We start from the raw sequence: 12,472 nt of genomic DNA, 5'->3' as shown, positions 1-12,472 counted from the left end.
GTGGGGTGTGACTATGCAGAATATTCCTGAGCTTGCGGACATCCCCGGTGCGGTGCGCGAGGAACTCGCCACCTTTCTCGATCAACGCCGAGAGCAGGTGGCCGAAATTGGCGCCCCTGTAACCAAAGCCGTGAGCTTTTTGGAATCCTTCGTGCTTGACGGCGGCAAGCGAGTACGGCCTACCTATGCCTGGGCGGGCTACCTTGCCGCTGGTCGAGGAGAAGAAGATCCCGCGGCCATGCTCCGCGCGGCCGCCTCTTTGGAATTTATCCAGGCCTGCGCCCTTATCCACGATGACATTATCGATGCTTCCAATACCCGTCGCGGCAATCCTACGGTGCACCGGGGCGTCGAAAAGCTGCACCGCGAATCGGAATACTTGGGCGATCCAGAGTTCTTCGGCACCTCCGTAGCGATCTTGGTAGGCGATTTAGCGCTGGTGTACGCAGAGGACATGTTCCAAGATTCCGGCCTTAGTGCAGCCGCTTTGCACCGTGCTCGCAGCCCGTGGCGCGGCATGCGCACTGAGGTTATCGGTGGACAGCTCTTGGATATCTCTTTGGAGGCGGCAGGTTCCGAATCAGTAGAGCTTGCCAATTCCGTCAACCGCTATAAGACCGCCGCTTATACCATTGAACGCCCGCTGCACTTGGGCGCCGCCATCGCCGGTGCGAGCGAGGAACTTATCGCAGCCTTCCGCGGCTATGGGCACGATATTGGCATTGCCTACCAGTTGCGCGACGATCAGCTAGGTGTTTTTGGCGATCCCGCGGTAACCGGCAAACCTGCCGGTGATGACCTGCGCGAAGGCAAGCGAACCGAACTGTTAGCGCTAGCGCTCCAGCGCGCGGATGAGTCTGATCCACAAGCTGCTGCTACCTTGCGCAAGCTCATTGGCCGCACCTCAGATCCCCAGGAGCTATCGCGCCTGGCCCAGATCATCGCTGATTCGGGCGCACCAGAAGAGATTGAGCGCCGCATCGATGCCCTCACGCAGTCGGGCCTGCAGCACCTGCACGCCGCACAGGTGGATCCCACGGTCACCGAAACCCTAGAGCAGTTGGCGATCAAGGCCACTGCTCGCCGCAAGTAGGTTGTCCCGTGGCAAAGACGTACTCTTTCCCCATTCCACGCGCGCTGCCGCTGGGGCTATCTGCCTCCTGCATTTTGCTGCTCGCGTCCTTTTCTGGCGGCGCCACCCGCAACCGTGGAGGACTCCTCGAAGCATTAAATATTGGCTTCTTGTCCTATGGGCACGGGCGCAATCTCGGCCTCGCGCTGTACTGGGTGGGTATTTTCCTCTTAGCCGCGGCGTGGGTGTTAGCTGGGCGCACCATCATTCGCCCGCAGCTCAAAAATCCTCTGCCTGAGGGCGGCTTGCGGGACATCCAGCGCATCCTCATCGCCTGGGTAGCTCCCCTTTTATTAGCCGGGCCATTGGCCTCACGCGATGTGTATTCCTACCTCATGCAAGGTGCTATGGTTCGCGATGGCTTCGATCCGTATACCGAAGGTGCCGCCGTTAACCCCGGGCCCTTCCTCCTTGAGGTATCACAAGATTGGCGCAATACCACCACACCTTATGGTCCCCTTCACCTGTGGATAGGAGAACTGGTCACCAGCCTGGTAGGCGATAACGTCACTGCAGGCGTGGTGATCTATAAGGTTCTTTCTCTGCTCGGGTTTATTACCATCGCCTGGTCAATTCCCCGCATCGCCCGCAAACTCGGTGCGGATCCAGCGGTAGCACTGTGGCTTGGTGTAGCTAATCCAGTCATTATCTTGCACCTCATCGGCGGCATGCATAATGAATCACTCATGGTGGGGCTCGTGTCTATCGGCCTGCTAGCGGCATTGCATAAGCGCTTCCATGCCGCCCTCATCCTCGTGGGCACGGCCGTAGCTATGAAGGCCACTGCGGTTATTGCGGCACCGTTTATCGTATGGATGATGCTCCACCACTATGCCCCCAAGGGCTCTAGTAAGTGGCGGCAACTTACCGTTTTTGTTTTATCTGGCATCGCCGCAGTGGCAGAGATCATCGCCGCAGTAGCCCTCATCACGTGGGTTTCCGGCACGTCGTGGGGCTGGCTATCGCAGGTAAGCGGCAATTCCAAGGTGATTAACCCGCTGGCAGGTCCCACCTTGGCTACCGATGTTATCTTCCCGGCGGTACAAATATTTATACCGGATGCCTCCTATAACGCCATATTGGCCGTACTGCGCAGCATCGCAATGGCCTGCATGCTCATTGGGCTGGTGACGGTGTGGTGGCTTTGCCGCAAGGACAACCGCGACGCTGTTATGGGCACCGCGGCCGCATACCAAGTTGCCTTTGTTTTCAATGCAGTGACCCTGCCGTGGTACTACGCCTCTATCTTTACCCTGATGGGCACTTTCCGGCCGCCGCTGTGGCTTATCAAATTCACCACCGGCGTGGCCCTGTTTATTGGCGTCTCGTTCTCCGGCGATGGCAATCACCAGCTCTACAACTGGTTCTGGGTCATCGGCATGATTGTGGTGGCATGGTTCGCCACCCAGTGGATCTTTGAAGACGTGCCTAAAAAGCGGCAGCCTGCGCGCGCCGAATAACCTCGCGGGCAAGGTGACCGTGCAAAGCATCGATCGGGCGGCCCGGCAGCGAGTCATCCTCGGTAAAGAGATGCTTGAAGATTTCGTCGTCCTTATAGCCGCCGTCTGTCAACACGGTAATTGCCGCAGTTACATGCTTGGCAATGACGCCCTTGTCGTTGAAGAAGGCTAGCGGCACGCGCTTTCCTTCTGGGGAATCCCACGCAATGAACTTTCGGTCCTGCAGCAGGTCATAAGCGCGGGTGATGGGCAGGTCTAGCTTTTCTGCCACCTGCTGCATGCTGAGCAGTTCTTCGTTAGCGAGCAAGGGATCGAGGGATTTTTCTTGGTTAGTCACGTTCTCTACTTTAACGCGGGCTAGATGATCAGCCATACTGGGAAGCATGACTAGGTTGGAAATTGGTGACGTTCTGGAGAATCGTTACCGGATCGATCGCCCCATTGCCCGCGGTGGCATGTCTACCGTCTATCGCTGCGTGGACATGCGGCTGGGGCGAGCGGTCGCGGCCAAGGTCATGGACGAGCGCTATTCCGATGACCCGGTCTTTATCAAGCGTTTTTCTCGCGAGGCTCGCGCCATGGCCCGCCTGCAGCATCCCAATCTCGTAGCTATTCACGATTTTTCCGCTGACGGCGAGCCCATTTATCTCATCATGGAGCTCATCGATGGCGGTACGCTGCGCGAGCTCTTGGCCGAGGGCGGGCCCTTTCCGGTGCAGGCGGCCGCCTCTACCCTGCGCAATGTGCTGCGCGGCTTGGAAGAGGTGCACTCGACCGGGCTCATCCACCGCGACATCAAGCCCGATAATGTGCTTATTACATCCCATCACCGAGTAAAGGTGGGCGATTTTGGGCTGGTGCGTGCCACCAATGCCGAGGCTACCTCGGACATGATTGTGGGCACCGTATCCTACCTCGCACCGGAGCAGGTCACGGGGGAAGAAATTACACCGGCCTCAGATGTCTATTCAGCCGGCATTGTCCTCTTCGAGCTGCTTACCGGCACCGTTCCATTCTCGGGGGATACTCCCCTAGCGCATGCCACGGCCCGCTTGGATTCCGACGTCCCCGCGCCGTCCTCGCGGATTTCTGGGGTGCCCAAGCTTGTCGACGCCCTCGTGGCCACCGCCACCGCCCGCGATCCCCGCGAGCGCTTCGCCGACGCCGGAGAATTCCTCGAGGCGCTCGATGATGTTTGCCGAGAGCTCGATCTTCCGGACGTGACCATCCCCGTGCCAAGGAACGCTGCCGCGGCGCGCACGGCACAAGCACCCACGGATTTTTCGGGCACTGGAGCCACGGAAATTTTCGAACCCACCCGCAGCATTCCTCAGGGTGAACCGGAGCATCTCGACGGCGGCCCGACTGAAGTCATCCCGCCGCAGCGCCTTAGCTTTGAGACGAAACTGGATTTGCCACAGGCCGGGGCCGCTCCAGAACCGGAGCCGCAATCATTGTCACGCCCCCAGGCACAGCCGTATTCCGCGACCGAGCCCCCACTCGAACCATTTGGGCCGGCGGCTGCCTCTGCGCCTGCACCGGTACCTGCTCCTGTCCCCGAGCAGCCGGTCCAGAGCGCGCATGAAGAACCCGCCGAGCGTCCGCTGACCAACCGCAATCCGCTGTCACTAGTGCTGTACTTAGTAGTGGTCGCGATTGCGGTGGGCGCGGTGGCTATCGGCGGGTGGTGGTTCGGCTCCTCGCTCTACGGCATGACGCCGAACCTGTGGATTTAGTTACGTAGCATCTCCGCGATGAGGAAGGACAGCTCGAGCGACTGCTGAGTATTAAGGCGCGGATCCACGGCCGACTCGTAGCGGCCCGGCAGATCCACGTCGGTAATGTCCTCGGCGCCGCCCAAGCACTCGGTGACGTCTTCACCGGTGAACTCAAGGTGTACGCCACCCGGGTGGGTACCCAGTTCGCGGTGAACCTCGAAGAAGCCTTGGACCTCATCCACGATCTTGTCAAAGTGGCGAGTCTTGTAGCCATTAGAAGCGGTGAAGGTATTGCCGTGCATCGGGTCGGACTGCCATACCACTTTGTGGCCGGAGTCTTCCACTGCCTTGACAATGGCAGGCAGAACCGTGCGCACCTTATCGTGTCCCATGCGCGAAATCATGGTCAGGCGGCCTGGCTCGCGATTCGGGTCCAGCCTTTCCGCGTACTCCACGGCCTGCTCCGGGGTGACGCCCGGTCCCAGCTTGATGCCCACTGGGTTACCAATCATCGCCGCAAAGTTCACGTGGAAATCTTCGATGCCACGCGTGCGCTCACCAATCCATACCTGGTGTGCGGAGAGATCGTAGAGCTTGGTATCGCCGTTATTGTCCTGACCCAAGCGCAGCATGGAGCGCTCGTAGTCCTTCAGCAAAGCCTCGTGCGAGCAGTAGATATCGGCCGAGCGCAGGGTGTCATCGTGCACGCCACAGGCATTCATGAAGTTCAAGCCGTTTTCAATCTCCCGGGCCAAGTCCTGGTAGCGGGCACCAGCGCGGGACTTGCGCACGAACTCGCGGTTCCACTCATGCAGGCGGTAAAGATCCGCAGTGCCGGAAGAGGTCAAAGAACGCACGAGGTTCATTGCCGCCGAAGAGTTCGCGTAAGCGCGGATCATTCGGGCCGGGTCGTGGCGACGAGCCTCATCGGTCGGCTCCACGCCATTGACAATGTCACCGCGGTAATTCAACAAACCATTGGAGTCCGTATCGGAAGAACGTGGCTTGGCGTACTGGCCAGCGATGCGGCCGAGTTTAACCACGGGAACGGATGCGCCGTAGGTCAACACCACGGCCATCTGCAGCAGCGTTTTCACATTGCCACGGATATGCGGCTCAGTATTGGACTCAAAGGTTTCCGCGCAATCGCCGCCCTGGAGCAAAAAGGCGTTACCCAAGGCAACGTCTGCCAGCTTCTTCTTGAGCGCCTCGATCTCGGGCGCAACCACGATGGGCGGCACGGACTCGAGAATCTTGCGCACGTTATCGGCCTGGGAAGTATCCCAGCTGGGCTGCTGCTTTGCGTCACGCTTGATGACGTCCTGGAAGACCTCGTCGATGCCGGCGGGCAATGGCGGAAGGTCTGGCAGAACGCCTTGCGGAATATCTACTGTCCAACTCACACTGCTATTTAACCATCAAGCGCCTATCGCGAGTTAGTTAAATTCTAGATATTAATTCTATTACCCTTAGACAGCGGAAGCACCTGGGCGCAGGCTCGGAACTTGGCGAGGTTATGGCGGGCGTCGACAAGCGCATCGTGATTGCCCTTAGGCACGGCCGGCAGGCTCGGTCGCCCTGCAAATTCCCAATACTGCTTCAGCTCGCGGGTATAGCGTGGCATGCGCTTGGGCAGTCCGGCCATATCGCCCCACAGCTGCGCCAAAACCACATGATCATAGGCGCCCACCCACGCCCACAGCTCTACCGGAGTTGAGCTCTGGGTCAGGAACTCGAAGACCTCCGCGCGAATGGTCTCCAGAGGCTTCCATACTGGGTCCCGCGGGCTGGGCAGCTTGGCCAGTACATTGTCTTTGACCCAAGAATTGGCCTTGGACGGATCGAAATCCGTAGACACGGCGTAGTACTCGCTGCCATTCTCACCGACGATGCCGATGGAGACCAATTCAATGGTTTGTCCATCTTCGATAAATTCGGTGTCATAGAAGTAGCGCACGTCTCCCAAGCCTAGCGCCGCCTAGTCTGCGGCGATAAATTGGCCCCTTCAAGAGACGGTTGTACACTTCTGGCGTGAAGAAATCTTTGTGGTTTACTGCTTTGCCCTTGTGCCTCTCTGCCCTCGTGGCCCTTTGGTGGCTCATCGATATCCCGGAGCTTTTCTCCGGCAAGTTCTCCACCTACTACCACATTGACCTCGATGTTTACCGCGAAGGTGGAGCCGGATTTGGCAGCGACCTCTACGCCAAGGACTACCTCGTCGGTAGCAATCGCGATGTCTCTCTTCCCTTCACCTATCCGCCCTTTGCGGCGCTGCTTTTTGCCCCGCTGAGCTGGATTCCCCTCACCACCGCGAGCATCCTCGTATCTGTCGCCTCCTTTCTTGCCCTGTGGGTCTGCGTTGCCCTGGTCCTGCGCTCTCTTGGCTGCCCGGGATGGGCAGGCTGGGCGCTTCTAGCGGCGATGCTTACTGAACCGATTACGGAGACCTTCAGCTTCGGGCAGGTCAACATCCTGCTCACCGCACTCGTAGTGGTCGATATTCTCTGGCTGCGCCCTGGACGCGGCAGGGGCGTGCTTACCGGTATCGCTATGGCGATCAAGCTCACCCCTGCGGTATTCCTTGCCGTATTTTTCGTCCGCCGCGAATGGCGCGCATTTTTCAGCGCCCTCGGTTCCTTTCTGGCAGCAGGGCTCATCGCCTTCGCCTGCAATCCACATAGCTCCATCCAGTACTGGAGCGAAACACTGCGCGATTCCAACCGCATCGGTGGACTTGCCTATAGCTCCAACCAATCTCTGCGCGGTTTCTTTAGCCGCCTAGCCCCCGACCACGCTGAAAAGCTGTGGCTTGTGGCCGTCGTCCTCGTCGTTGCCATCGTGTGGTTTGCCATGGAGCGCATCTCCCACGAGAACCAGGCGGTACTCATGCTGCTGGCCGCTTCAGTATCGCTCCTGTGCTCGCCCGTGTCATGGTCACACCACTTCACCTGGCTAGTGTTGGCGGGTGTGCTGCTAGTGGCGCAGCGCTACTGGGCGCTCGCTGCGCTGACGTGGCTCGCGCTTTTGGCCCGCGGACATTGGCTTGTCCCCCATGCCAATGACCAAGAGCTGAACTGGGAATGGTGGCAGCATATTGTGGGCAATGACTACGCCATTGTTACTGCGCTGCTGGTTCTTTGCTCGCTACCATTGGCTCTACGACGGGCCGGCGCTTATCAATCCGCGGCGGAACCAGCGTCCAGCCAAGGATAGGCACCTTCCCGAGCGCCCAAAGCGCTACCGATGCCGCAGCGGAGTAGAAGAAACACATTCCGATCCAGGACCAGGTATTTTCCATCGGCCACTGGCCAGCAAGGCTCACCACATAGTCGCGGTGGGCCATGAAGAAGCCGTACCCCAGCGTCATGCCGATCGGGTGGGCCAAGTAAATGGGCAGGGTATGCCGGCCCACGAACTTTACAAAAGTAGACAGCGCCGGAACATGACTAATAAGGACAGCACCGACGATGCCCGCTGGGGTTTCAAGCGTCTGCTCCGCAAAGCGGATCAGCAGGTCTAGATCGCCTCGGCCAAGAATGTCCCCTCCCGGCAGCGGCCACTGCACTACTACCTCGCCTTCGACGGCATTCCAGGTGTGCCGGATGGATAGCCCCGCGATGTAGCTGATGATTGCCGCGCTATATGCCCACATAGAGCCCTTGCGGAAGGTGCCTTTGAAGGGTGCTTCGGCGGCGTCGGCAAACCGCGTAATAGGCCCGCGCAAATAGGCCGCACCGACGAAGATGGGCAAGAACATGATTGCCTTGCCAATAAAGTAGTAATGATGCTGCCACGCTATAAACAGCAGCGGCGCAAAGCTCAGGCCAATGCCTGCCCACGCGGGCAACTTGCGTACGGCCCACAAAAATATATTGAAAAAGATAAGCGCGTGAATGAACCACGCCATGGTATGGCCTAGCAGCAGGTTATAGAGCAGATCAGTAAGCTGCAGATAGGGATCACCAAATACCCAGTGGTACTCGATGCGCTTAGTCCACAGCTCAACGGTCATCCACACCGTATAGGGCACGAGGAAAAACCACAGGCGGCGGGTAAAAAGCTCGCTGAATGAATAGCGAAAGATCTTGGTAGAGAAATAGCCGGATACGAGGAAAAACAAGGGCAGGCGAAGGGGATCCAGCCACATGTTTAGGTCAGCCAACCACGTTAGCTCACCTTCCGGAACCACCAGCGTGACGTGCAAGAGCACCACGCCGATAATGGATACGCCTTTAGCGGTATCTGGCCAAGCTAAGCAGGCCTTGGGAATAGTGATTACCTCCCCTTGTATTCAGCACCGGCGGGGTAACCATGGCCGGCTTTGAGCGAAGCCTTCACATCGGAGGCGTACACATCAACATAAGGCTGATCACTCAGCTCGGCCAAATTGCGCATCATAAAGTCAGTGAAGGCGCGAATAGTCTCGTGCTCGGCCGGATTCATGCCGCGCTCCTTGGCCCAGTCATGCGGCCAGATAGGATCACCTACCCGCACGCCGACCTTAAACGGGCGCGGGATCCACGATCCAATGGGATTGGCCTTACGCGAATTGATCATCGCGATGGGAAATACTGGCTGGTTAGTCTCCATGGCGATGCGCCCCATGCCGGTACGGCCCTTGTACACACGGCCATCTGGGGAACGAGTTCCTTCCGGATAGATACCGAAGAGATCGCCGCGGGACAAAATACCTTCTGCGGTTTCCACAATGGCGTCGCCAGCGTCCTCGCTATCGCGCTCGATGGGGACTTGGCCTACCGAGGTAAAGAACCACTTTTGCAGGCTACCAACAAGACCCGGAGTGGTGAAGTATTCCGACTTAGCCGGAAACGTGATCTGGCGCGGACACATCAAAGGAAAGAAAAAGGAATCCATAACCGCCTGGTGATTCGACACCAAAATCGCAGGCCCTTCAGCGGGGATTTTCTCGATGCCCTCGCTCCACGGTCGATTCCATACTTGCAGGGCGGGTCCGAAGAAGATGTGCTTAAAAGCCCAGTACCACTTGTTTTTCATCGCCAGATCGTCCTTTGTTAGTTTTAACGGCCGCTGCGGGCCAAATCGGCTACGCCAATCATACCCGCTGCCGACCCTAATTCTGCGGTGGCAACACGTGCGAGGGGGCGATGCCCTGCCCCGACAATGTCCTGTCCCATGGCTTGGGCAGCGCCCTCGAGGTAGAGGTCAGCATCTTGGGATACGCCGCCGCCGAGCACGATGAGCTCCGGATCCAACACGTCAGCAACAATGGATAGGCCCTGGCCCAGCCACCGGCTGAAGTCTTCCATTACCGCTACGGCAAGCGGATCTCCGCGCCGCGCCGCTTGGGTAATTTCCTTACCGGTGGGCTCAGCCGGCAGCGAGGTCTCATAGCTTCCACGCAGATCAGTGCAGGTATCCGGCAACGCGGTACCGGAGGCATAGCGTTCCAAGCAGCCGCGCTTACCGCAGGAGCACTGCCGACCATTAGGGACTACCACGATATGCCCAAATTCTGGGGCGGTGCCAAACGCGCCGCGGTAGATGGTGTCATGCGTCATCAGAGTGGCACCGATACCTGTTCCTACCGCAAAGAAAACCCAATCCTCCGCTCCGCGGCCAGCACCAAAGCACCACTCACCCCACGCGGCGGAATTTGCATCATGCTCCAACCGCACGTGCATACCGAGCTTCTGCGAGAGCGATTCCCGGACATTAGCGTGCCGCCAGGGAAGGTGCGGGGCGAAGCGCACTACCTCGCACGTAGGATCCAAAAATCCCGCCAAGGCGAGGCCAACGGCGTCCACCTCATAGTCAGCGCGCAGCTCATCGACGATGCCCACAATGTCCGCTTCCAGCTGCTCTGCGTCCATGGAAGTAGGAACCGTGCGGCTCGCGAGAATCTCACCCTCCCGAGTGATCACTCCGCCGCGCACGTTGGTGCCACCGACGTCGAAGCCGATAGTCAGATCGGCGGAGTTGTTCTTAAGCATGCATAACAGAATATACCGACAACCGGGTTAGGGTCACATCAAGACATCAGCTGCCGCAATCGCTGCCCCATTATCCGCCACGTCCAATTCTCTTCCACATGGCGACGCCCCGCCTGCCCCATGCGAAGCCTACGCGGCGGGTCAGCCAAGAGAGCTTTCAACGCTCCAGCTAGTTCCGGCACAGATCCGCCCTTGACGACGACCCCCGTTTCCCCCGTCACCGTCTCCGGTGCACCACCGGAGTCTCCAGCGACAACCGGCAGGCCGCACGCTTGCGCCTCCAAATAGACGATTCCCAAGCCCTCGACGTCAAGCCCTCCGCCGCGAGTGCGGGCCGGCATGGCAAAAACATCCGCTGCATGCAATGCAGTCTCAATGCTTTCTGCTTCTTGAATCACTGCGTCCGGGCAGTACATTTCCGCCAGTTGCTCTAGGGCCGCGCGATAGCGTCCGCGGCCTATGAGCAGTAGCTGTGCATCTGGGAATTCCTCGCGCACTAAAGGCATAGCGCGAAGAAGCTGATCCTGCCCCTTGCGTGGGACAAACCGTGAAATGCAGACGATGGTCGGCCCGGTAGCCCCGAACTCTGCCTTCGCCGCTGCGCGTCGCTCTGGCGTAGCTGGAGAAAGGCCTTCCACGCTCACTCCGGAAGGCAGGTGCTCCCAGCGCGGATTCGGTCCAAATGGTCGACGCAACCGACGCAGGGTGTAGTCAGAAATATAGGTAATCACGTCAGCATAGTCACCAATGCGGCGCAGGCACTGCCGAGCAACGGGCACCATTGACCACCCCACTTCGTGCCCGTGCGTGGTAGCAACCACACGGGTGGCACCCGCCTCTTTTGCAGCCTTGCCCATCAAGGCAAGGGGCGCGGCTGCACCAAACCAGACGGTGTCAATGTTTTCTGCGCGGATGATCTCTTGCATGCGACGCACCGTGGCGGGCGTCGGCAGCATCACGCGGCGAGGCCAGCGAATGACCTTGTAGTCCACCCCAGCATCGAATTCCGCCGGCGATTCCTGGGTTGAGGCGAAGACCACGACGTCGCGCGGGTCTAAGGTTGCTACGAAGTCGCGCAGGTAAGACTGAATCCCGCCAATCTTGGGCGGGAAGTCATTGGTTACCAGCAGAACGCGGGCCACTTAGTACCGCGCCGTTCCGGTAATCGGCATGGACTTTAGCGGTACCACCTGAACAGGCACGCCATAGGTAGAGGCATGGACTACCTGGCCATTACCGATGTACATGCCCACGTGAGTTACTCCCGGGTAATAGCCCACGATATCGCCCGGCTGTAGGTCTTCCAGCGGTACCGATGTGCCACCGGCAATCTGAGCTTGGGACGTACGCGGAATGGACTTGCCAATCTGCTGATACGCCCAGAACATCAATCCAGAGCAGTCGAACTGATCGGGGCCAGCCGCACCCCAGCCATATGGAGCGCCCAGCTTCGACAACGCTGCGGAAGCAGCGCCGTCTGCGACCTCGCCCAAATCCATATCCGGCTTATCAGATCCGCCGAACTGGCCTTCCCAGGCCTCGCGCTGCTGCTCATCGAGAGCATCCACCTGCTTCTCGATGTCCTTCTGCTGCTTTTCCAGCTCCTCTTTCTCCTTGAGAAGCTCTTCGCGCTGCTCTTCCAGCGCCTTCTTTTCCTCGCGCACCTTGGTGGCGGCGTCGGCAGCCTTATGCTTTTCCTCTTCAGCCATGGTCGCGGCATTAGCCTTCGCATCAAGGGTGCGCTGGGCCTGGCGAGACAGCGCCCCGAGGTAGCCCATGCGCTCTACGGCATCGGAGGGAACTTCTGCGGCCAAGGCACCAGATACAGCCGAACGGGAATCACCGCGGTAGCGCGACTGTGCGATGCCATTGACACGGTCCTGCTGGGTGGAAACATCGCCCTTCGCCTCGTCCGCACGCGTTTGTGCCTCAGCGGCGACCTCCTCAGATTTAGCGACCTCAGCCTGCTTTTCCTCGAGCTTGACCTCAAGCTCTTTTACTTCTTCATTCTTGGCAGAAACTTTGCGCGCAACTTCGCCAACGCGCTCTACCAAGGCGTCCACATCTTCGGTGGCGCTCTCCTGTTGTGGAGCCGCCTCCTGCGCAAGAACCTGCGAAATCCCAGAAACCGACGTAACAGCAAGAGCCGCTGCAAGTGCAGCTGCAGGAAGTACTCGTTTAGACACGTAA

Annotated in this window: 12 protein-coding genes; 4 read left to right on the top strand and 8 right to left on the bottom strand. The window is 59.0% G+C overall.

Annotation, left to right across the window (positions count from 1 at the left end; translation table 11 throughout):
- Positions 1 to 13 precede the first annotated feature (13 nt).
- Together I6J28_RS06130 and I6J28_RS06125 are read left to right on the top strand one after the other, a co-directional pair.
- Positions 14 to 1,093 carry a polyprenyl synthetase family protein gene (locus tag I6J28_RS06130; protein WP_204611417.1) on the top strand — a complete coding sequence of 360 codons (1,080 nt, stop codon included), beginning with the start codon at positions 14 to 16 and terminating at the stop codon, positions 1,091 to 1,093.
- Positions 1,094 to 1,101: 8 nt separating this feature from the next.
- On the top strand, positions 1,102 to 2,592 hold the full coding sequence (locus tag I6J28_RS06125; RefSeq protein WP_204608334.1) for an alpha-(1->6)-mannopyranosyltransferase A: 1,491 nt from the start codon (positions 1,102 to 1,104) through the stop codon (positions 2,590 to 2,592).
- Here I6J28_RS06125 and I6J28_RS06120 read toward each other — a convergent pair.
- Positions 2,561 to 2,965, bottom strand: coding sequence for an Rv2175c family DNA-binding protein (locus tag I6J28_RS06120; RefSeq protein ID WP_204608331.1), 405 nt, complete (start codon positions 2,963 to 2,965; stop codon positions 2,561 to 2,563). The two genes, I6J28_RS06125 and I6J28_RS06120, sit on opposite strands and share 32 nt — an antisense overlap.
- A 10-nt stretch (positions 2,966 to 2,975) precedes the next feature.
- Between I6J28_RS06120 and I6J28_RS06115 the strand changes: the two genes are divergently transcribed.
- Entirely contained in the window at positions 2,976 to 4,328 is a 1,353-nt protein-coding gene (locus I6J28_RS06115; RefSeq protein WP_204608329.1) for a protein kinase domain-containing protein, read from the top strand.
- Here the strand turns inward: I6J28_RS06115 and I6J28_RS06110 are convergent.
- Together I6J28_RS06110 and I6J28_RS06105 are read right to left on the bottom strand one after the other, a co-directional pair.
- Complete coding sequence (locus I6J28_RS06110) at positions 4,325 to 5,713, bottom strand: class II 3-deoxy-7-phosphoheptulonate synthase (RefSeq protein ID WP_204608327.1); 1,389 nt, start codon at positions 5,711 to 5,713, stop codon at positions 4,325 to 4,327. The genes I6J28_RS06115 and I6J28_RS06110 overlap by 4 nt on opposite strands.
- A 44-nt stretch (positions 5,714 to 5,757) precedes the next feature.
- Positions 5,758 to 6,267 (bottom strand): polyadenylate-specific 3'-exoribonuclease AS, encoded by a 510-nt coding sequence (locus I6J28_RS06105; RefSeq protein ID WP_204611416.1) that lies wholly within the window; start codon positions 6,265 to 6,267, stop codon positions 5,758 to 5,760.
- 74 nt (positions 6,268 to 6,341) lie between these two features.
- Here I6J28_RS06105 and I6J28_RS06100 point away from each other — a divergent pair, with 74 nt between their 5' ends.
- Positions 6,342 to 7,523 (top strand): glycosyltransferase family 87 protein, encoded by a 1,182-nt coding sequence (locus tag I6J28_RS06100; RefSeq protein ID WP_204608325.1) that lies wholly within the window; start codon positions 6,342 to 6,344, stop codon positions 7,521 to 7,523.
- Here I6J28_RS06100 and I6J28_RS06095 read toward each other — a convergent pair.
- The 5 genes from I6J28_RS06095 to I6J28_RS06075 form a co-directional block, all read right to left on the bottom strand.
- On the bottom strand, positions 7,429 to 8,523 hold the full coding sequence (locus I6J28_RS06095) for a hypothetical protein (protein WP_204608323.1): 1,095 nt from the start codon (positions 8,521 to 8,523) through the stop codon (positions 7,429 to 7,431). The two genes, I6J28_RS06100 and I6J28_RS06095, sit on opposite strands and share 95 nt — an antisense overlap.
- Positions 8,524 to 8,585: 62 nt before the next feature.
- On the bottom strand, positions 8,586 to 9,326 hold the full coding sequence (locus tag I6J28_RS06090) for a lysophospholipid acyltransferase family protein (RefSeq protein WP_204608321.1): 741 nt from the start codon (positions 9,324 to 9,326) through the stop codon (positions 8,586 to 8,588).
- A gap of 23 nt (positions 9,327 to 9,349) precedes the next feature.
- The gene (locus tag I6J28_RS06085; RefSeq protein WP_204608319.1) at positions 9,350 to 10,282 is read right to left on the bottom strand and encodes an ROK family protein; all 933 of its coding nucleotides are present in this window, start codon (positions 10,280 to 10,282) and stop codon (positions 9,350 to 9,352) included.
- A gap of 38 nt (positions 10,283 to 10,320) precedes the next feature.
- Complete coding sequence (locus I6J28_RS06080; RefSeq protein ID WP_204608317.1) at positions 10,321 to 11,424, bottom strand: glycosyltransferase family 4 protein; 1,104 nt, start codon at positions 11,422 to 11,424, stop codon at positions 10,321 to 10,323.
- A complete protein-coding gene (locus tag I6J28_RS06075; protein WP_204608315.1) occupies positions 11,425 to 12,468 on the bottom strand; it encodes a C40 family peptidase in 1,044 nt (347 codons plus the stop codon). It abuts the gene before it with no gap.
- Positions 12,469 to 12,472: the final 4 nt, after the last annotated feature.

Origin of the sequence: Corynebacterium tuberculostearicum (genome assembly GCF_016894265.1) — a bacterium.
Classification (GTDB): Bacteria; Actinomycetota; Actinomycetes; order Mycobacteriales; family Mycobacteriaceae; genus Corynebacterium; species Corynebacterium tuberculostearicum_D.
This window is presented reverse-complemented; position numbering and strand designations above follow the sequence as displayed.